Source organism: Pseudomonas sp. FW215-R2 (assembly GCF_058789255.1).
Map to the genome: position 1 here is coordinate 58,260 of NZ_JBYTBO010000001.1, position 19,230 is coordinate 77,489.

Sequence of the window (19,230 nt, forward strand, 5' to 3'; positions counted from 1 at the left end):
TAGTGCAAAAGAACTTCACAGACAAACATGAAGCCATTCAAACAATGTCAGAAGAAACACCCAACAACATCAGCTCAAGATTTTTTACAACAATTAAATATGATTCCGAAAACAGGCCACGCAAAAACAGACAAGGCCGCGAACTTTCATTCGCGGCCTTGTTATTGACATCCATGTAGAGAAACAAAACGGATTACAAAAGCGCTGTCATCCGGCCGGTTTTTCCCCATACCAACGCGGCGTATACACCCACTCACCGCCCTCGCTGCGAGGGAAAGTACAGGTGGTGGACGAACCGATCAGCACCATCGTGCGCATGTCGACCTGATCCGGTGTCAGCGCGCCCAACGTCGTCACTCGCAGCGTCTGCCCCGGCCGGCCGATATCACGGCCCAGCACTACTGGCGTTTGCGGTGTGCGGTGTTGCGCAACGATTTCCAGCGCTCGCCCCAGTTGCCACGGACGGGCGCGGGAGATCGGGTTGTAGAACGCCAACGCCAGATCCGCCTCGGCGGCCAGGTCCAGGCGTTTTTCGATGATCGACCACGGCTTGAGGTTGTCCGACAGCGACATCACGCAGAAGTCGTGGCCCAGCGGCGCACCGGCCTGAGCGGCGGTGGCGAGCGACGCGGAAACACCCGGCAGGATTTCCAGATCGACGCTGTGCCACGCCGAATCCGTCGACTCGTGCAACGCCTCAAGCACCGCCGCCGCCATGGCGAACACGCCCGGATCACCGGACGAAACCACAATCACCGAACGGCCCTGAGCGGCCAGTCTGAAGGCATGGCGAGCGCGCTGCATTTCTTCGCGGTTATCGGTGCAGTGCTGCACCTGATCGTCGCGGAACGGGCCGGCCATACGCACGTAAGTTTCGTAACCCAGCACGTCGGTAGCCCGGGCCAGTTCGGCCTTCACTGCCGGCACCATCAACTCGGCGGCACCCGGCCCGAGACCGATGACGGCCAGACGTCCACGCGGACGACCGACCTGCGAAACATCCAGCGGCTGTTCGGCCACGGCGATGGCAATGTCGTGGGATGCTGTGATGATTCGAGCGTCTGGGACGGCATGGATTGCCAGCTCCGCGATGTCACTCGCTGGCGCAACAAAGCGTAGCGGCACCGCCAATTCAAGCGCTGCTTCACGCAATGCCGGGCTGGCCATCTGAACGTCAGCCGCCACCAGACAGGCCAGCGATTGAATCGCCACACCGGCCTGCCGCAACGCATTGCGAATCGCATCCGGCAGGTCGGCCACATCGGCACCGACCGCCACCGCCACGCTGCGCGGATAAATCAGCAACTCACTGGCGCTCGCCACGCGGGCGTCGCTGCCGACGTGAATCGAGCGCTGCGCCTGTGAATCTTCCGGCAGTTGCGCCTGCTCAAGCCAAGGCGCGGCGCCATCGATGCGCACGCTGTGGCCGGCAAGCAGATCGGACACAAAACGCTTGCCCTGCTCCAGATCGCCGAGGGCATAACCGCCGGGCGGGTTGAGCAGGCAGGTGCCAAAGCGCAACTCGCCGCTGGTGGTGATCGCCGCTGCCACTTCAAGTGCAGCCGCCATCTCACGGGCCATGACATTCACCCCGCCCAGGCCGCCGAGCAGCGGCACCACGGCGCTGCCATCTTCAGCCACGGCGAGCACCGGTGGCTCTACGCCTTTTTCCAGCAGCAGTGGCGCCAGCGTGCGGATGACAATGCCCGCCGCGCACAGGGCAATGATCGGCGTGTCTTGTTGATACAGCTCGCGCAGGGTTGCGCCGAACTCGCTGTAAGTCAGATCAGCCCCTTCGACACGTCCTTTGAGCCCGTGGATCTGCGCAGCCGGATAGACCTGCTGAAGGCGACGGGCCGTGGCCAGCGCGCCCTGGCCGAGAATGACGATGGCCGGTGTGGAATGGGTCATCAGCCTTGCCACCGTTCGCCGGGAACAATGATCAGCGAGAAGTACGGCGACGACATCGGCTCGACCTCATCCAGCGGCACGATCTTCTGATTGGCCATGGTTGCGCGCTCGACGTACAGCGCACGCTCGGACAGGCCCAGTTCTGCCAGAACGTCACGCACTTTCGGGAAGTTGCGCCCCAGCTTCATGATCACCGCCGCATCGGCATCGGCCAGACGACGCTTGAGTTCTTCGTGAGGTAGCACGCCGGACAGCACCGACAGGCTCTGATTGCGATACACCAGCGGCGCGCCCAGCACCGAAGCACCGCCAAGCATCGAGCAAACGCCCGGCACCACTTCGGCTTCGTAACGGCTGGCGAGGCGATCGTGCAGGTACATGTAGGAGCCGTAGAAGAACGGGTCGCCTTCGCAGATCACCGCCACGTCGCGACCGGCATCCAGATGCGCGGCCACTTCCTCGGCAGCGTCATCGTAGAAATCGCTGATCACCTGTTCGTAGGACAGCGGCGCCGGCAACACTTCGGTGGTCACCGGGTACACCAGCGGCAGCAGGTTCTGCGCATCCTGCAGGTGCGCTTCAATGATGCCGAACGCGTTGCCCTTCTTGCCCTTGGCCACGAAATACGCCACCACCGGCGATTCGCGCAGCAGGCGCAGGGCCTTGACGGTAATCAGTTCCGGATCACCGGGGCCGACGCCCAGGCCAATCAAACGTCCTTTAGCCTGCATCATTCGATCTCCGTGGCGAGGGCATTGACGGCAGCGGCGGCCATGGCGCTGCCGCCGAGGCGGCCTTGCATGATCACGAACGGCACGCCACGGCTGTTGGCGGCCAGCTCGGCCTTGGATTCGGCAGCACCGACGAAGCCCACCGGGAAGCCGAGGATCAGCGCCGGTTTCGGAGCGCCGGCGTCGAGCATTTCCAGCAGATAGAACAGCGCGGTCGGCGCGTTGCCGATCACCACCACGCTGCCTTCCAGGTGCGGACGCCACAGTTCCAGCGCCGCTGCCGAGCGAGTGTTGCCCAGTTCACGCGCAAGCTCCGGCACGCTGTCGTCGCGCAGGGTGCAGATCACCTCGTTGTTGGCCGGCAGGCGCGCACGGGTCACGCCTTCGGAGACCATCCGCGCATCGCACAGGATCGGCGCGCCAGCGGCCAGCGCATCGCGCCCGGCCTTGCCCGCGCCTTCGGAGAATTGCAGCCCGTCGATGGCCTCGACCATGCCGCAGGCGTGAATCACCCGCACCGCGAGTTTTTCCAGGTCGGTCGGGATGCGCGAGAGGTTGGCCTCGCGGCGAATGATCGCGAAGGAGTTGCGATAGATCTCCTGACCGTCGCGGATGTAATCAAGCATCAAGGGGGCTCCGTGAGCGGGCGGCGAGCAGGGTCGCGGCCGCTTCGATAGTAAGGTTGTGGGCGTGCAGCGCGCCGAAACCCGGCAGAGCTGCATCGCGAAAATAGAGATCGTAGTGACCGGGGCCGACCGCCAGCAGAGTCACCGCCGCCCGGTGTGCGGCGGCGCAGGAACGCAAGCAGCCGGACAGGTGCACATCCACGGCGTGTGGCAACAGCGTAGCCAGCAGGCGGGCATCGTGTTTGGTGTCGGCCAGGCCTTTGCCGCAACCGTTGGAGCCGGTGCAGGCGATCAGGTGTGACAGCGGGTCTTCGGTCTGGGTCAGCAGGTTCAGCTTGCTCAGAGCATCAAGCACTTGGACTGAGTCCGCTTCCCGCACATTGGGCAGCAACAGACTTTGCCAGGGTGTGAAACGGAGGCTGCCGTCGCCAAAGGTTCTGGCCAATTGCGCGGCACCTCGCAGCATGTCCGGATCGTGACGACCGAGCGCCGGTACAGCACCGACATAGACCTGACCTGCCACTTGCTGAGGATGAATGCCGATGTGCAAGCCTTCCTGCACGGCTCCACGTTGCCAATCACCTACAGCTAGCAGGCTGATCCGCTGACCGAGTTTTTCGAGGAACATCGGCGCCGGGCATTCATCCAGCAGATGGCGCATTCGTGTCTGCTCCGGTCGGGCCAGTTCGAGGAACAACTCCAGCACCGCGACCACCAGCGCATGTCCATCCGCAAGCGTCACGGCGGCCAGCGGTCGATCCGTCGGGCAACCCGCCAGACCAAATGCCAACAGCGTATCGCCGCGATCTTCGTATGCCGACAACCACAGATCGTGGGGATGTTCGAGCATCGCCAGCGCTTCACCGCCATCCAGTTGCACGGCGAACTTGGCGCTCAACTCATGGAAACGCGGATGACGTTGCAGGGTCTCGAGGATCTGCCCGGCCAATGGACGGGTATCGAAGCGCATCTGCCGGTCGGTGCCGGCGGCCGGACTGAGCATCAGGTTGCGCACATCGTCGCCCGTCGCGGTTCGCGGCCCGAGCCCGGCGGCCAGCAGGCTGTCGATCAACGCGGCGGACTGATCGCCGATGCCGCGAATCTGCAGATTGCCCCGGTTGGTCGCCTCGATCGCCCCGCCGGCAAACCGCTCGGCGGCATTGGCCACCGCATCGGCCTGATCGACCGAGATCGAACCGCCATCGAGCTTGATCCGGCAGATACCGCCATCCAGCGCCTGGACGATACGCAGCAACCCCGGACAGGCCGAGGGGCGTATGGCGTTGGACATCGGGCGTTCGTTCAAGGGCTGGCAGCTCTGTGGGAAAGGCGCTTCGCGGGCGAAGGCGCGGTATTATGCCTGCTTTGTCCGACGGCATGAAAAGTCTGCCCGTCGGAACGGCGCGTTTGCGGACACTTTTTTGAGGGGCTACAGATGTCACCCTGGCTGACAGTAGTAGGAATCGGTGAAGACGGCTTCAAGGGCCTGGGCAAAAATGCCCGACGCGCCCTGATGGGCGCTTCGCGGATCATCGGCGGTCAGCGTCAGCTGGATCTGTTACCGGTGTGCATCCGTGGCGAGCGCCAGTTGTGGCCGAGCCCGTTTTCTCTGGCCCCGGTTCTCGAGCGCCGTGGCGAAGCGGTGTGCGTGCTGGCCAGCGGTGATCCGATGTTCTACGGCGTTGGCGCAAGCCTGGCACGACAGGTTCCGGACACCGAAATGCTGGTGCTGCCGGCGCCGTCCTCGTGTTCGCTGGCGGCCGCCCGGCTGGGATGGCCATTGCAGGAGGTCAGCATCCTTTCGCTGGTGGCCCGCCCGCTGGCGGCCCTCAATGGTCGGTTGTCCAGCGGCGTGCGCCTGTTGCTGTTGAGCAATGACGGACAGAGCCCGGCCGCCGTTGCGGCATTGCTGCGCGAGCGTGGATTCGGCCCCAGTCGCCTGAGTGTTCTGGAACATCTGGGCGGCAGCGCCGAACGCCGGATCGACGGCACCGCCAACGACTGGAACGACCCAGACATTGCCGATCTCAATGTGATCGCCATCGAGTGCCTCGCCGATCCGCAGACACCGCGTCTGTCGCGTCTCGCCGGCCTGCCGGATTCAGCCTTCAAACATGACGGACAATTGACCAAGCGCGACGTGCGCGCCATCACCCTCGCCCGCCTCGCCCCGACACCGGGCGAACTGCTGTGGGACGTCGGCGCCGGCAGCGGTTCGATCGGTATCGAGTGGATGCGCGCTCACCCGAGTTGCCGCGCCCTGGCCATCGAAGCCGATGAAGGCCGACAACAACTGATCGAACACAACCGCGATGCGCTGGGGGTTCCCGGTCTGCAACTGATTCGCGGCAGTGCACCGCAAGCCCTCGCCGGGCTGGAACGTCCGGACGCGATTTTCATCGGCGGCGGCGTTACCCGCGAAGGCGTGCTGGAAACCTGCTGGGAGCAACTGAAACCCGGCGGCCGACTGGTGGCCAACGCCGTGACCCTGCAAAGCGAAATGACCTTGATGAGCTGGCGCGAACGCCATGGCGGCGAGTTGACCCGCATCCACATCGCCCAGGCGCAGCCGCTGGGCGAGTTCGACACCTGGCGTCAGGCCTTGCCGATCACCCTGCTCGATCTGGTCAAACCCCTCGATGCGTGACGAAACCGCCGAACAACCTGCGCCCCTGCGCAGCGGCCTGACCACCGGCAGCTGCGCCACCGCCACCAGCCTCGCCGCCGCGCGCCTGTTGCTCGGTGGAGTGGTGGCGGACGCCGTGCAGATCGTATTGCCCAAGGGCAAGCAGGTGCAGATGCGCCTGGAGTTCTGTCGGCTGACCGAGAACGGCGCCGAAGCCGGAACCCTCAAGGACGCCGGCGACGACCCGGACGTGACGCATGGCGCCCTGCTCTACTCCCGCGTGCAACTGATGGCCGAGCCGGGTATCCGCTTCATCGCCGGCAAAGGCGTCGGCACCGTCACTCGGCCGGGGTTGGTGCTGGCCGTCGGCGAACCGGCGATCAACCCGGTGCCGCGAAAAATGATCAGCGATCACCTGACATTGCTCGCCGAAGAAACCGGCTATCGCGGCGGCTTCGAGGTGACGGTGAATGTCGAGGGCGGCGAAGCCCTGGCGCTGAAAACCATGAACCCGCGCCTGGGGATTCTCGGCGGCCTGTCGATCCTCGGCACCAGCGGCATCGTCCGGCCGTTTTCCTGTGCGGCGTACATTGCCTCGATCCATCAAGGCATCGACGTGGCAAAAACCAACGGCTACCTGCACATCGCCGCCTGCACCGGCAACGCCAGCGAAGACACCATGCGCCGGGTCTACGACCTGCCGGAAATCGCCCTGATCGAAATGGGCGACTTCGTCGGCGCCGTACTCAAGCACCTGCGCAAAGTGCCTGTGGATAAACTCAGCCTGTGCGGCGGCTTCGGCAAGATCAGCAAACTGGCGGCCGGGCACATGGATCTGCACTCGCGCCATTCGAGCATCGACCTGCCGCAACTGGCCGAATGGGCCGCGGCGATTGGCGCTGACGATGCGTTGCAGCAAGCCATTCGCGAAGCGAACACCAGCCAGCAGGCATTGGCGATGGCCAGTGCGGCTGGCGTTGCCCTCGGCGATGAAGTTTGCCGCCACGCCTTGGAGTTTGCCCGCAGCGTGGTGCCGGCTCAGGTGCAGGTCGAGGTGTTTGCGATTGATCGTCAGGGCGGCATCGTTGGCCATGCGGGGGCTTTTGTATGAAACGGATTTTGTTGCTGGGCGGCGTGACTGAAGCGTTGACCATCGCGCGCACTTTGGGGCCGGAACACATTTACAGCCTGGCTGGAGTGGGCCGGGTGCCGACCGATCTGACGTGCCAGGTACGCGTCGGCGGCTACGGTGGCGCCGAAGGTCTGGCGCAGTTCATTCGCGACGAAGGCATCACACTTTTACTCGACGCGACCCATCCGTACGCCGCACAAATCAGTCAGAACGCCGCCACCGCTGCACAACTCACCGGCATCCCCTGCTGGGCCCTGCGCCGCCCGGCGTGGCAACCGCAACCCGGCGATGACTGGCGCGAAGTCGCCGACTGGGCCGAACTGATCACCGCCCTCGAACCCTTCCGCCGCCCGCTGTTTACCCTTGGCCGCGAACCGCTTCAGCACCTCGATGAAATCCCTGCGCACCAGTTCTGGACCCTGCGCGCCCTCGACGTCTACCCCGGCAACGAACGCTGCGAAGTGATCGGCGCCCGTGGGCCGTTTCTGCTGGAGGATGAGCGGGCACTGTTCGAACGGCGGCAGATCGACGTGCTGATCAGCAAGAACAGCGGCAGCACCGCAACCGAGCCGAAACTGGAAGTGGCGCGGGAGCTTGGGGTGCCGGTGATGGTGTTGAAGCGGCCGGAGTTGGCGGGGGTTGATCGGGAGTTCATGAGCACGTCTGAAGTCCTGGAAGCCCTCTCTACGTCAGATAATTCCTGATTTCGAGCTAATCCTTGATTTGACCGGCAAATTTTCAGGAAGCATCTGACTGTTCGTTCTTGCCACCTCACCCCAAGATTTCGATTCCTTTAATCCCCACAGATTTGCAGCGAGCAAATTCTTGAAGCGCACTGCAGCGCTCAAGAAAAATGCGGCTTGTCAGTCTGTATCCCAAGGAATACGATTTCGACATGATCGAATTTGAACGATCCCCTGCATTTGCCGATTGGCTCGACTCGATGAAAGACACCAATGGCAAAGCTCGAATCATCGCCAGAATTCGAGGTGCAGAGCATGGAAACATGGGTGATTGCGAGTTCGTTGGCAGTGCCGTTTATGAAATGCGTGTTCATTACGGTCCCGGCTACAGGATGTACTTCACACGTAAAGGTGACGTGATTTATCTGCTACTGCTGGGGGGCGACAAGTCGACACAAAAACGAGATATCAAACGCGCCATCCGGATGGCGCAAAGCATCGGTAATGAGGAGTAAGTCATGACCGAAAAATTCACCCGCTTCGACGCTGCAGAATTTCTGAAAACGCCCGAGGAAATGGCGGCTTACCTGGACGCTTGTTTTGACGAAGATGCTGGCGATGGCGTTCTCATCCGTGCAGCGCTTAATGACATTGCCCGCGCCCAAGGCATGACTCAGGTTGCGCGAGATGCAGGTCTGGGTCGTGAAAGCCTTTATAAAGCGCTGAGCAGCACTGGAAATCCGGAATTCGCGACTATCATGAAAGTCATGAAGGCGCTGGGTTTGCGGCTGCATGCCGTAGCAGGCTGAATCCTCTGCGACACCAAACCGCACGACGCTTTTTTACTTATCGGCCCTGATCAGGCTAAATAGCCGCGCCTGATCGCCCACCCTACGGACCTGTCCCATGAACCGACACCGGCTCGCATTTGCCTGGATCGCCTGCTTCGCAGTGCTGTTCAACATGCTCGCCATGCCGTTGACGGGTGCCATGGCGCAGGCGGCGCAAACGCCGGCCGAACAGTTGCTGTGGAGCAGTTTCTGCACCGGCAGCGGGACGAAGATGGTGGCGATCGACATCGGCAGCCTCGATCAGAAAGCACCGCAAAGCGGTGACAATCATTCGACCATGCAGCATTGCTGGTGCTGTTCCGGATCGGCGCCGGTGGTGGCGTTGCCGGGGCATTCGCCGCAGCTGTACTTCGCCCGATACGAAAGCAATCGCAGTGTGGCGCCCGCCTTGCTGCAATCCCCGACACCGCGCCAGCAATGGCCGAGCCTCAATCCCCGCGCCTCTCCTCTGGTTTGATTTGTTCCCGCATTTGACCTGCGTTTCAAATCGTTCTGGAGAACTGCCATGTTGAACAAATTCATCGTCATCGCTGCGCTGTTGCTGCCTGCGTGCTTCGCCCATGCCCACGAATACAAGGCCGGCGAGCTGGAAATCGCCCACCCGTGGTCGCAGGAACTGCCGCCGAATGCGCCGACGGTTGCCGCGTATTTCATCATTCACAATGGCGGCAAGACCGCTGACCGTCTGCTCAGCGTGGATTCGCCCATCGCCCCGACTGCCGAACTGCACGAACACGTGATGCAGGGCGATCTGATGAAGATGCAACAGGTGCCGAACGTGTCGATCCCGGCCGGCGAAAGCGTGACCTTCGCGCCGATGGCCTATCACGTGATGCTGATGAATCCGACCGACCGCAGTCTGTTGACCGATGGCAAGCGCTTCCCGCTGACCCTGCACTTTGAAAAGGCCGGTAACGTGACCGTCGAAGTGGCCGTGCAGAAGAAGCCACCGCAAGACATGCCGGAACACGCGCACGCCCAGTAACCCCTTCGGCAGACTCCGCCCATGCGCCCGCGCAGCGCCAGGTCGTCCGTGCAACGCCGTCAGACTGAACACCTGACACGCGGCAGCTGGATTGCCCTGTTCGCCATGTTGATGATCTTCATCGGCCCGCTGATTTCTCAGTCGATGCCGATGGATCAGCACGCCTCGACTTCGATGCCGATGAGCATGGACATGTCGATGGACATGGCGGGCATGGATCATTCCGCGCATGAAGCGAAACCCTCGGCCGAACACTGCTCGCCGCAATCGTCGCACCATGTGTTGTGGGAAAAATGCGGCTATTGCAGCCTGCTGTTCAACTGCCCGGCACTGACCGGTGGCGGCAGTTTTGCCACGTTCAGCATCGCCCACGTCAACACCTTCACCACGCCCTCCCCACGTCTGGGCCATGCCCGGCAAACGTTCTTCCCTGGCGCCCGCACCCGCGCCCCGCCCGTCGCAGCGTAAACACCCACCTCTGATTGCACACGGTTGAGAAGACAGCTTCAGGCTGCCGGCCGTGTCGTTTACGACTGTTTGATGGAAATTGTCATGTCCAGGTTTTCTGCTGTCCCACGCTCGGGTTCTGCCCCGGAGTCCTTCGCCCTGAACGAATCGCGTATCCGTTTCAGGCACGCTACCGCCGTCCTTTGCGGCGTTCTGCTGTCCCCGCTGGTCCACGCCGATGAACACGCCGGCCACACAGAAGAACTGAGCCCGACGGTGATCACCGCCATCGCCCCGAGTTCGCCGCTGACCATCGTCACCAACCCGAAAGACCCGCGCCAACCGGTGCCGGCCAGCGATGGCGGCGACTATCTGAAAACGATTCCCGGCTTCGCGCTGGTGCGCAACGGCGGCACCAACGGTGATCCGGTGCTGCGTGGCATGTTCGGTTCACGTCTGAACATCCTCACCAACGGCAGCATGATGCTCGGCGCCTGCCCCGGCCGGATGGACGCGCCGACCTCGTACATCTCGCCCGAGACCTACGACAAACTCACCGTGATCAAAGGCCCGCAAACCGTACTCTACGGACCGGGCGCATCGGCCGGCACAGTCCTGTTCGACCGCGAGCCAGAGAGCTTCGGCGAACTCGGCACCCGCGTGAATGCCAGCGTGCTGGCCGGCTCCAACGGACGCTTCGACAAAGTCGTCGATGCGGCGGCCGGCGGCTCGCTGGGTTATGTGCGCGTGATCGGCAACACCGCGCATTCCGATGACTACCGCGATGGCAACAACGACACCGTCGCCTCGCGCTATGACAAGTGGAACGGCGACGTGGCAGTGGGCTGGACCCCGGATGCCGACACCTTGCTGGAGCTGACCGCCGGCAAGGGCGACGGCGAAGCGCGCTACGCCGGGCGCGGCATGGACGGCTCGCAATTCCTGCGTGAAAGCCTCGGCCTGCGCTTCGAGCAATCCAACATCACCGATGTGCTGGAGAAGCTCGAAGCGCAGGTCTACTACAACTACGCCGACCACGTGATGGACAACTACACCCTGCGCACACCATCCGGCACCGGGATGATGGCAGGTCCCATGGCGTCCAACGTCGACCGCCGCACCCTCGGTGCGCGGATCAAGGCGACCTGGCGCTGGGCCGATATCCAGCTGATCACCGGCCTCGATGCGCAGACCAACGAACACCGTCAGCGCGCGGCCATGGGCATCGACGCCTACAAGGATCTGCCGCGCAACAAGGACGCCGACTTCCATAACTACGGGGTATTCAGCGAAATGACCTGGTACGCCGCCGACCGTGACCGCCTGATCACTGGCGCCCGGGTCGACCGTGCCTCGGCCAAGGATTATCGGCAGACCACCGGATCGGGAATGATGTCCCGCCCGAACCCGACCGCAGGCGATACCCGCGCCGACACCCTGCCGAGCGGTTTCATCCGTTACGAGCATGACCTGGCCGACAGCCCGACCACGCTCTACGCCGGTCTCGGCCACGCCCAGCGGTTCCCGGATTACTGGGAGCTGTTTTCGCCCAAGTCCGGCCCGGCCGGCTCGGTCAATGCGTTCGATTCGATCAAACCGGAAAAAACCACTCAGCTCGACTTCGGCGTGAACTACAAGGACGCTGACCTCGAAGCCTGGGCCTCGGGCTACATCGGCGTGGTGCGCGACTACATCCTGTTCGACTACACCCCGACGATGATGGGCATGAGCACCTCCCGCGCCGAGAACATCGACGCGCGGATCATGGGCGGTGAACTCGGTGCCGCTTACAAACTCACCGACCACTGGAAAGCCGATGCGACCCTGGCCTACGCCTGGGGCAAGAACAGCAGCGACGGCAAGGCACTGCCGCAAATGCCACCGCTGGATGCACGTTTCGGCCTGACCTACAGCGAAGACAACTGGAGCGCCGGCGCACTGTGGAGGGTGGTTGCCGCGCAAAACCGTATCGACCAGAACAAGGGCAACGTGGTCGGCAAGGATTACGACAAGAGTTCGGGCTTCGGCGTGTTCTCGCTCAACGGTGCCTATCGGATCAACAAAAACTGGAAGGTCAGTACCGGCGTCGACAACCTGTTCGGCAAGGCTTACGCCGAACACCTCAACCTGGCGGGCAACGCCGGATTCGGCTACCCGGCCAACGACCCGCAAGCCATCAATGAACCGGGGCGCACGCTCTGGACCAAGGTGGACATGAGTTTCTAACCCTCAAGGGCACTCGCTCTCCTTGAGGGAGCGAGTGACAACAGACAACTAGAAGATCCAAGCCAAGCGGAGCACTCGTGATGAAACAGCCCAAACCGAATTTCTACAACCTGGCCTGGCGTTGGCATTTCTACGCCGGATTGTTCGTCGCGCCATTCATGGTGATGCTGGCCCTGACCGGCATCATTTACCTGTTCAAGCCGCAACTCGATTCGCTGATGTACAGCAGCCTGCTGAACGTCCCCGCCGGGCATCACACCGTGCCGGCCGATGACTTGCTGCAAAAGGTCAAAAGCGCTTATCCACAAGGCCAGGTCACCCAGTACCTGCCGCCAGCGAACGCCGAGCGCAGCGCGCAATTCGTGGTGAAGAACGCCGGCCATGAGCTGAACGTGTTTGTCGATCCGTACCACGGCGACATCCTCGGCGAGCAGGACGCCAAGCAGAACCTGCAAGCGCTCGCCCGGGCGATCCACGGCGAATTGATGATCGGCACCGTCGGTGACCGGCTGATCGAACTCGCCGCCGGCTGGGGCGTGGTGCTGGTAGTGTCCGGGGTTTTCCTGTGGTGGCCGCGAGGTCAGGCCGCCGGAATACTGTGGCCACGCCTGAACAGTCGCGGTCGCGTTCTGTGGCGTGATCTGCATGCCGTTACCGGGTTCTGGGGTGCGGCATTGCTGCTGGTGATGCTGCTCAGCGGCATGACCTGGACCGGGTTCTGGGGCAAGCAATACGCCCAGGTGTGGAACGTGTTCCCGGCGGCGATGTGGGACAACGTGCCGACCTCCGACGTCGAAGCCGGCAGCCTCAACAACGCCGCGCGCCAGACCGTACCCTGGGCCATGGAAAACACCCCGATGCCGATGTCCGGCGACCACGCCGAACACATGGCCCACGGCGGCATGCAACACGGCCCCGCCGCGCCGATCATCAGCCTGCAGGACGTGCAGAACATCGCCATCGAGCGCAAGGTCGAGCCGGGCTACAGCATCACCCTGCCGACCACCGCCACCGGCGTGTTCACCATTGCGGTGTTCGCCGACGACCCACGCAACGATGCGACCCTGCACATCGATCAGTACACCGGCAAGGTTCTGGCTGACGTGCGTTTCGAGCAATACGGCGCCGTCGCCCGGGCCACGGAAATCGGCGTGATGCTCCACGAAGGCAAGATGTTCGGCACCTTCAACCAGATCATCGTGCTGCTGATCTGCTTGATGATTCTGCTCAGCGCCGTCAGCGGCGTGGTGATCTGGTGGAAGCGTCGCCCGCAAGGAAAATTCGGCGTACCACCGCTGCGCCACGATCTGCCGAAATGGAAAACCGGCGTGGCGATCATGCTGGTTCTGGCGGTGGTGTTTCCACTGGTGGGCGCTTCGCTGGTGGTGGTGTGGTTGCTGGATCGGCTGCTGTTGTCGCGTCTGGGCCGGCAAGCTGAATCTGCCTCAACTTCATCATGAAACAGGCGAGATGCGCGACCTAGACAGATCTTTAAACTGCCGGGGCTTAAACTCCGGCAATTTTTAGTGTTACTGTATAACACTAACTTGCTGCTCTGCCCGCAGCCATGCATTGCCATGAGCCTGCGGGCTTTTATTTTGAAGAAGTGATTCACCGCCCCGATGAACAAGTACCTCTTGTCCAGCCTCTGCCTGTTCGCCCTGAACAACAGCGCCCACGCCGATAGCGCGCCGCTGACGCTGCCCACCGGCACCATCACGGCTCTGGCCAATGACGACCAGACCGTCAGCCTGACCACGCCGACCAGCGCCGGCTCGCGCCTGAACCTCAGCGCGATGGAAACCCCGGCCAGCGTCGAAAGCCTGAGCGGCGAGCAAGTCCGCGCTCGTGGCGACCGCAGCGTGCAGGACGCGGTGTCGCGCAGCACCGGCATCAGCCGAACCGGCACGCCGGGCGATGGCGGCACTTCGTTGCAGGCCCGGGGCTTTACCGGGCAGAGTTCGGTGATGCAGTTGTATGACGGCAACCGGATGTACACCGGCATGGGCACCGTGACGTTCCCGGTCGACACCTGGTCGGTGGAGCGCGTCGACGTCCTGCGCGGCCCGGCCTCGGTGCTGTACGGCGAAGGCGCGACCGGTGCGGTGGTCAACGTGATCCCGAAGAAACCGTTCGAAGGCGAAATCGAAAACCACGTGCGCGTCGGTTACGGCTCGTTCGACAGCCAGCAACAGGCGTTCGACAGCGGCGGTTCGCTGACCGACACCCTGAGCTATCGCCTCAACCTCAACCGCCTGCGCAGCAACGGCTGGATCGATCGCGGCGACTCGTCCAGCGACTTCATCAGCGCCGCCCTGCGCTGGCAGGCCACCGATGATCTGACCTTCACCCTCGCCCACGATTACGGCGACCAACGCCCGCAGAACTACTTCGGCACACCGCTGATCAACGGCCAGTTGAAGGACAGCCTGCGCAACAAGAACTACAACGTGCGCAACGACAAGCAGCACTACAACGATCAATGGACACGCCTGACCACCGATTGGCAGATCAACGACGCGGTCAACGCCAGCAACGAGCTGTATTACCTCAAGGCTCAGCGCCGCTGGCAGAACGCCGAGAACTACAACTTCGACGCTGGCAGCCAACAACTCAGCCGCAGCGGTTACTTCGGCATCGGCCACAAACAGGAACAGGTCGGCGACCGCCAGACTTTCACCTTCAAGCATTCGCTGTTCGGCCTCGACAGCCAGACCGTGACCGGCGTCGATTACAACCGCATCCGCTTCCAGCTCAACAGCAACTCGCCGTTCAACGACGTGTTGCCGAACGGCCAACCGCTGGATCTGTACCACCCGCAAACCGGTTACTTCGAGAGCGCCGACCCGTATCGCGATCAGTTCGACAGCACCACCAGACAGATGTCGGTGTTCGCCGAAAACCGCACGCAACTGAGCGAGCGCTGGTCGCTGGTGACCGGCGTGCGCCGCGACTACGTGCACGTGGATCGCAACAACCTGGTCGACGGCAGCCAGAGCGACAAGACCCTGACCGGCAACAACTGGAAGGCCGGGCTGGTGTTCGCGTTGACGCAGGACACCTCGTTCTACGGTCAGGTCGCTACCAGCACCGATGGCATCGGCGGTTTGATTTCTCTGAGCCCGAGCCAGCAGCAATACGACTTGTCCACCGCGCGGCAAACCGAGATCGGCATGAAGCAGCTGTTCTGGGATCAACGTGGCGAATTCACGCTGGCGGCGTATCGCATCGTGAAGAAGAAGCTGCTGACCGACGATCCGGGCAACCCGACGCTCAAGCAGCAGGTCGGCCAGCAATCGTCGAACGGCCTGGAAGCCAGCTTCGATCTGCAACTGCCAAACGCCTGGCAACTGCAAGCCAACGCCGCCATCGTTAAAGCCAAGTACGACGATTTCGAAGAGGTGGTCGGCGGCGTGCCGGTGTCGCGCAACGGCAATCGCCCGGTGGACGTGCCACGTCGCACGGCGAACCTGTGGCTGAGCAAGGCGCTGACCGATGACCTGAAAGCCGGCGCCGGCGTGCGTTATGTCGATGCGCGCTACGCCGACATGGCCAACCGCAACGAACTGCCGAGCTACACCGTGGTCGATGCGACGCTGTCGTGGAAAGCCCTGCGCAACACCACGCTGGGGTTACAGGTGAACAATCTGTTTGACCGGACCTATGCGCAAAGCCAATACAATGAGGGGCAGCAGTGGATTCTGGGTGAGCCTCGTTCGTTCTTTGTCACAGCTGACTACACCTTCTAGAACAGGAACGAAATGACCTCCCTGACCCTCACCGACCTGAGATGGTCCCCACTGGGCCACGACCACTGCCATCACCAGTTCCAGCTGCGTGACGCCTCGTTGCAAGTGGCCGCCGGTGAGTTCGTCGGGCTGATCGGGCCCAACGGCAGCGGCAAGACCAGCCTGTTGCGCTGCGCCTACCGCTTCAGCCAGCCGGAGCACGGTGAGGTCAGACTCGATCATCACAACGTCTGGAAGCAATCTTCACGCTGGTGCGCGCAACGCATCGCCGTGGTCTTGCAGGAATTCCCCGACGCCTTCGGCCTGACCGTCGAAGAAGTGGTCGCCATGGGCCGCACGCCGCACAAAGGCCTGTTCGATGGCGACACGCTGGAAGACCGCCACCTCGCCACCCAGGCCCTCAAATCCGTGGGCCTCGATGGTTTCGAAGACCACGCATTCGCCACGCTGTCCGGCGGTGAAAAACAACGCGTGATCCTCGCCCGCGCCCTGACCCAGCAACCGCAACTGCTGATCCTCGACGAGCCGACCAACCACCTCGACCCGCGCTATCAGCTGGAGCTGCTGCAACTGGTCAAGCGCTTGCAGATCGGCACCCTGGCAAGCATTCACGACCTGAACCTCGCCGCCGCGTTCTGCGACCGTTTGTATGTGATCAACCACGGTCGCATCGTCGCCAGCGGCACCCCGCAAGAAGTCCTCACGGTTGAATTGCTGCGCGACGTGTTCGGCGTCGAAGCACTGATCGATTCCCACCCCCTCCACGGCTACCCGCGAATCACCTGGATAACCCGACCATGACTGTGCGCTCCCTGCTTTGCCTCGCCCTGTTGCTGGGCACCACCCAAGCCTTCGCCGAGGCCACCAAGTACCCGCTGACGATCCACAGCTGCAACCGCGAAGTGACCTTCAAGGAAGCGCCGAAACACGCGGTCAGCCACGACATCAACATGACCCAGATGATGCTCGCCCTCGGCCTCAAGTCGAAGATGGCCGGCTACAGCGGCGTCAGCGGCTGGAAGTCGGTAACGCCTGAAATGCAATCGCTGCTCGATGGCCTGCCGGAACTGGCGGCCAAATACCCGTCGGTGGAAACCCTGCTCAACGCCAACGTCGACTTCTTCTTCGCCGGCTGGGATTACGGCATGCGCGTCGGTGGCGATCTCACCCCGCAGACCCTGCAACCGCTGGGCATCAACGTCTATGAGCTGACCGAATCCTGCGCCTTCGTGATGAAGCGCCCGGCCGCCACGCTGGAAGACACCTACAACGACCTGCGCAACCTCGGCAGAATCTTCGACGTGCAGGACCGCGCCAACGCACTGATCGCCGACATGCAAAGTCACGTCGCCGACATCCGCAAAGACCTGCCCGCCGAGAAGCCACGGGTGTTCCTGTACGACAGCGGCGAAGACCGCGCCATGACCTCCGGTCGCCTCGGCATGCCGCAAGCGCTGATCGACGCTTCTGGTGGGCGCAACATTCTCGATGACGTCGATGCGAGCTGGACCCGGGTCAACTGGGAGACCGTGGTCGAGCGCAATCCGCAGGTGATCGTGATCGTCGACTACAGCGAAATCACCGCCGAACAGAAGATTGAATTTCTGCTGAAGAACAAGGCGCTGCAATCGGTGGACGCGATCAAGAACCAGCGTTTCATCGTCATCCCTTACGTGCAGGCCACGCCGGGGATCGACAACGTGCTGGCGGTTGAAACTCTGGCCAAAGGGTTCCACGGCGAATGATCAATCGTCGTTACGCCTGGCTGCTGATCGCTCTCGGCGCGGTGCTGCTGGTGTCGTGCGTGGTGTCGCTGGGCTTCGGCCCGGCGCGGGTGCCGGTGGACGTGGTGTGGCGGATTCTGCTGCACAAACTGCTCGGCCTCGGCGTGCCGGACTGGAGCGCCGGCCAGGAACACATCGTCTGGCTGATCCGCGTGCCGCGCATGTTGCTCGGTGCACTGGTCGGCGCCGGGCTGGCGTTGATCGGTGCAGTGCTGCAAGCGGTGACGCGTAACCCTCTGGCCGACCCGCACCTGCTCGGCGTTACCTCCGGCGCGACCCTCGGCGCAGTGATCGTGGTGCTGCACGTCGGCGAAATCGTCGGTCTGCTGACCTTGCCGATTGCCGCGTTTATCGGCGCGTTGTTGAGCATGTTTCTGGTACTGGGCATCGCCAACCGTCACGGACGACTGGACAGTGATCGCCTGCTGCTGTGTGGCGTGGCGGTGTCGTTCGTGATGATGGCGATCGCCAACCTGCTGCTGTTCATGGGCGATCATCGCGCCAGTTCGGCGGTGATGTTCTGGATGCTCGGCGGCCTCGGCCTGGCGCGCTGGGAGTTGTTGGCGGTGCCGGCGCTCAGCGTGTTGCTCGGGCTGATTCTGCTGCTGGGCATGGCTCGGCCATTGAACGCTTTGATGGCTGGCGAACAGACTGCCGTCACCCTTGGCCTGAACGCGCGGGCGGTACGTCTGCGGGTGTTCGTGATTGCTTCACTGATGACCGGGGTACTGGTGTCGATCAGCGGCTCAATCGGGTTTGTCGGGCTGATGGTGCCGCACATTGCGCGGCGCTTGATCGGTGCCGAGCACCGGCGTCTGCTGCCGGTGTGCGTGTTGCTCGGCAGCGTCTTCCTCGTTTGGGTGGACGTCGCCGCACGCACGCTGATCGCCCCCGAAGACTTGCCCATTGGTGTTGCCACCGCTGCCCTCGGCGGATTGTTCTTCATCGGCCTGATGCGCCGCCGCTGAGCCTGCTTTAGACTGCGCCCCCGATTTTTTCTCAGGATGAGTGTCATGTTGAAAGCAGCTGTTGTCGCGTTGCTGTTTGTGGGATCCAGCGCGGTGCTGGCCGATACGACCGTCGATGTCTCGAAGATCTACGGCAAGATCCAGTTCGTCAACTCGTACCCGGATTACAAAGTAAAGATCGATAACTCCTGGCCAGATCTGAAAGTGAAGCAAGTCACTCAGTGGCCAGACTCGGTGGGCAAATGGCAGATCGTTGATCAGTATCCCGATTACAAGATTCAGATCGTCGACTCTTACCCTGATTTCACCATCAAGTACGTGGACTCCTGGCCTGGCGTGAACTGATCTGTCACGCATCCCCGCTGCCGCCTCGCGGCAGCACCACAATGAAGCACTTCCCCGCACCACACCCTGCCGTCTGTCCCCTCCTGGTGCGCCGCCCCTGCGCACAACCGCTCTAAACCGACCTTTTGCTGCCCGATCCCGACCGGGCACAGCCCTTGCAAAACAC

Annotated in this window: 19 protein-coding genes; 15 read left to right on the forward strand and 4 right to left on the reverse strand. The window is 62.6% G+C overall.

Features of this window, described 5'->3' with window-relative positions:
* Positions 1-207: 207 nt before the first annotated feature.
* Genes cobJ through cobG form a run of 4 tightly spaced genes read right to left on the reverse strand, consistent with a single transcriptional unit; the run spans position 208 to position 4,559 of the window.
* Positions 208-1,911, reverse strand: coding sequence for a precorrin-3B C(17)-methyltransferase (gene cobJ / locus AC3WRD_RS00240; protein ID WP_102620087.1), 1,704 nt, complete (start codon positions 1,909-1,911; stop codon positions 208-210).
* Positions 1,911-2,645, reverse strand: a complete 735-nt coding sequence (locus AC3WRD_RS00245; RefSeq protein ID WP_371858307.1) for a precorrin-2 C(20)-methyltransferase — start codon at positions 2,643-2,645, stop codon at positions 1,911-1,913. Before AC3WRD_RS00245 ends, cobJ begins: the two co-directional genes overlap by 1 nt.
* Positions 2,642-3,268, reverse strand: coding sequence for a precorrin-8X methylmutase (locus AC3WRD_RS00250; RefSeq protein WP_102620088.1), 627 nt, complete (start codon positions 3,266-3,268; stop codon positions 2,642-2,644). Before AC3WRD_RS00250 ends, AC3WRD_RS00245 begins: the two co-directional genes overlap by 4 nt.
* Positions 3,261-4,559, reverse strand: a complete 1,299-nt coding sequence (gene cobG / locus AC3WRD_RS00255; protein WP_102620089.1) for a precorrin-3B synthase — start codon at positions 4,557-4,559, stop codon at positions 3,261-3,263. The genes AC3WRD_RS00250 and cobG overlap by 8 nt, the downstream gene beginning before the upstream one ends.
* Before the next feature lie 144 nt (positions 4,560-4,703).
* Between cobG and cbiE the strand changes: the two genes are divergently transcribed.
* The 15 genes from cbiE to AC3WRD_RS00330 all read left to right on the forward strand — a co-directional run bounded on the left by cbiE (position 4,704) and on the right by AC3WRD_RS00330 (position 19,064).
* The gene (cbiE, locus tag AC3WRD_RS00260; RefSeq protein ID WP_102620090.1) at positions 4,704-5,915 is read left to right on the forward strand and encodes a precorrin-6y C5,15-methyltransferase (decarboxylating) subunit CbiE; all 1,212 of its coding nucleotides are present in this window, start codon (positions 4,704-4,706) and stop codon (positions 5,913-5,915) included.
* Positions 5,908-7,005 carry a cobalt-precorrin-5B (C(1))-methyltransferase gene (locus tag AC3WRD_RS00265; RefSeq protein ID WP_102620091.1) on the forward strand — a complete coding sequence of 366 codons (1,098 nt, stop codon included), beginning with the start codon at positions 5,908-5,910 and terminating at the stop codon, positions 7,003-7,005. Before cbiE ends, AC3WRD_RS00265 begins: the two co-directional genes overlap by 8 nt.
* The gene (locus AC3WRD_RS00270; protein ID WP_102620092.1) at positions 7,002-7,730 is read left to right on the forward strand and encodes a cobalt-precorrin-6A reductase; all 729 of its coding nucleotides are present in this window, start codon (positions 7,002-7,004) and stop codon (positions 7,728-7,730) included. Before AC3WRD_RS00265 ends, AC3WRD_RS00270 begins: the two co-directional genes overlap by 4 nt.
* 191 nt (positions 7,731-7,921) lie before the next feature.
* Positions 7,922-8,224, forward strand: coding sequence for a type II toxin-antitoxin system RelE/ParE family toxin (locus tag AC3WRD_RS00275; RefSeq protein WP_102620223.1), 303 nt, complete (start codon positions 7,922-7,924; stop codon positions 8,222-8,224).
* Between the two features lie 3 nt (positions 8,225-8,227).
* Complete coding sequence (locus AC3WRD_RS00280; protein ID WP_085609233.1) at positions 8,228-8,518, forward strand: addiction module antidote protein; 291 nt, start codon at positions 8,228-8,230, stop codon at positions 8,516-8,518.
* A gap of 97 nt (positions 8,519-8,615) precedes the next feature.
* Positions 8,616-9,017: a DUF2946 domain-containing protein gene (locus tag AC3WRD_RS00285; RefSeq protein WP_102620093.1), complete on the forward strand. Its 402-nt coding sequence runs from the start codon at positions 8,616-8,618 to the stop codon at positions 9,015-9,017.
* Positions 9,018-9,065: 48 nt separating this feature from the next.
* The gene (locus tag AC3WRD_RS00290) at positions 9,066-9,545 is read left to right on the forward strand and encodes a copper chaperone PCu(A)C (protein WP_102620094.1); all 480 of its coding nucleotides are present in this window, start codon (positions 9,066-9,068) and stop codon (positions 9,543-9,545) included.
* 21 nt (positions 9,546-9,566) lie between these two features.
* A complete protein-coding gene (locus AC3WRD_RS00295) occupies positions 9,567-10,013 on the forward strand; it encodes a DUF2946 domain-containing protein (protein WP_102620095.1) in 447 nt (148 codons plus the stop codon).
* 84 nt (positions 10,014-10,097) lie between these two features.
* Entirely contained in the window at positions 10,098-12,218 is a 2,121-nt protein-coding gene (locus AC3WRD_RS00300; RefSeq protein WP_102620096.1) for a TonB-dependent copper receptor, read from the forward strand.
* Positions 12,219-12,298: 80 nt separating this feature from the next.
* Positions 12,299-13,678, forward strand: coding sequence for a PepSY-associated TM helix domain-containing protein (locus tag AC3WRD_RS00305; RefSeq protein WP_102620097.1), 1,380 nt, complete (start codon positions 12,299-12,301; stop codon positions 13,676-13,678).
* Positions 13,679-13,840: 162 nt separating this feature from the next.
* Positions 13,841-15,967: a TonB-dependent receptor gene (locus tag AC3WRD_RS00310; RefSeq protein WP_102620098.1), complete on the forward strand. Its 2,127-nt coding sequence runs from the start codon at positions 13,841-13,843 to the stop codon at positions 15,965-15,967.
* Between the two features lie 12 nt (positions 15,968-15,979).
* Positions 15,980-16,768: an ABC transporter ATP-binding protein gene (locus tag AC3WRD_RS00315; RefSeq protein ID WP_096819763.1), complete on the forward strand. Its 789-nt coding sequence runs from the start codon at positions 15,980-15,982 to the stop codon at positions 16,766-16,768.
* Positions 16,765-17,712, forward strand: coding sequence for an ABC transporter substrate-binding protein (locus tag AC3WRD_RS00320; protein WP_102620099.1), 948 nt, complete (start codon positions 16,765-16,767; stop codon positions 17,710-17,712). The genes AC3WRD_RS00315 and AC3WRD_RS00320 overlap by 4 nt, the downstream gene beginning before the upstream one ends.
* Positions 17,709-18,719: a FecCD family ABC transporter permease gene (locus AC3WRD_RS00325; RefSeq protein WP_102620100.1), complete on the forward strand. Its 1,011-nt coding sequence runs from the start codon at positions 17,709-17,711 to the stop codon at positions 18,717-18,719. The genes AC3WRD_RS00320 and AC3WRD_RS00325 overlap by 4 nt, the downstream gene beginning before the upstream one ends.
* A 45-nt stretch (positions 18,720-18,764) precedes the next feature.
* Positions 18,765-19,064: a 7(1) septoil knot domain-containing protein gene (locus AC3WRD_RS00330; protein WP_102620101.1), complete on the forward strand. Its 300-nt coding sequence runs from the start codon at positions 18,765-18,767 to the stop codon at positions 19,062-19,064.
* The last annotated feature ends 166 nt before the right edge of the window (positions 19,065-19,230 follow it).

Coding starts and splice junctions, on each gene's coding strand:
- AC3WRD_RS00290 (WP_102620094.1), top strand. CDS start 9,066: ATGTTGAACAAATTCATCGTCATCGCTGCGCTGTTGCTGCCTGCGTGC.
- AC3WRD_RS00315 (WP_096819763.1), top strand. CDS start 15,980: ATGACCTCCCTGACCCTCACCGACCTGAGATGGTCCCCACTGGGCCAC.
- AC3WRD_RS00280 (WP_085609233.1), top strand. CDS start 8,228: ATGACCGAAAAATTCACCCGCTTCGACGCTGCAGAATTTCTGAAAACG.
- AC3WRD_RS00305 (WP_102620097.1), top strand. CDS start 12,299: ATGAAACAGCCCAAACCGAATTTCTACAACCTGGCCTGGCGTTGGCAT.
- AC3WRD_RS00310 (WP_102620098.1), top strand. CDS start 13,841: ATGAACAAGTACCTCTTGTCCAGCCTCTGCCTGTTCGCCCTGAACAAC.
- AC3WRD_RS00325 (WP_102620100.1), top strand. CDS start 17,709: ATGATCAATCGTCGTTACGCCTGGCTGCTGATCGCTCTCGGCGCGGTG.
- AC3WRD_RS00270 (WP_102620092.1), top strand. CDS start 7,002: ATGAAACGGATTTTGTTGCTGGGCGGCGTGACTGAAGCGTTGACCATC.
- AC3WRD_RS00250 (WP_102620088.1), bottom strand. CDS start 3,268: ATGCTTGATTACATCCGCGACGGTCAGGAGATCTATCGCAACTCCTTC.
- AC3WRD_RS00295 (WP_102620095.1), top strand. CDS start 9,567: ATGCGCCCGCGCAGCGCCAGGTCGTCCGTGCAACGCCGTCAGACTGAA.
- cobG (WP_102620089.1), bottom strand. CDS start 4,559: ATGTCCAACGCCATACGCCCCTCGGCCTGTCCGGGGTTGCTGCGTATC.
- cbiE (WP_102620090.1), top strand. CDS start 4,704: ATGTCACCCTGGCTGACAGTAGTAGGAATCGGTGAAGACGGCTTCAAG.
- AC3WRD_RS00285 (WP_102620093.1), top strand. CDS start 8,616: ATGAACCGACACCGGCTCGCATTTGCCTGGATCGCCTGCTTCGCAGTG.
- AC3WRD_RS00275 (WP_102620223.1), top strand. CDS start 7,922: ATGATCGAATTTGAACGATCCCCTGCATTTGCCGATTGGCTCGACTCG.
- AC3WRD_RS00265 (WP_102620091.1), top strand. CDS start 5,908: ATGCGTGACGAAACCGCCGAACAACCTGCGCCCCTGCGCAGCGGCCTG.
- AC3WRD_RS00245 (WP_371858307.1), bottom strand. CDS start 2,645: ATGATGCAGGCTAAAGGACGTTTGATTGGCCTGGGCGTCGGCCCCGGT.
- cobJ (WP_102620087.1), bottom strand. CDS start 1,911: ATGACCCATTCCACACCGGCCATCGTCATTCTCGGCCAGGGCGCGCTG.
- AC3WRD_RS00330 (WP_102620101.1), top strand. CDS start 18,765: ATGTTGAAAGCAGCTGTTGTCGCGTTGCTGTTTGTGGGATCCAGCGCG.
- AC3WRD_RS00300 (WP_102620096.1), top strand. CDS start 10,098: ATGTCCAGGTTTTCTGCTGTCCCACGCTCGGGTTCTGCCCCGGAGTCC.
- AC3WRD_RS00320 (WP_102620099.1), top strand. CDS start 16,765: ATGACTGTGCGCTCCCTGCTTTGCCTCGCCCTGTTGCTGGGCACCACC.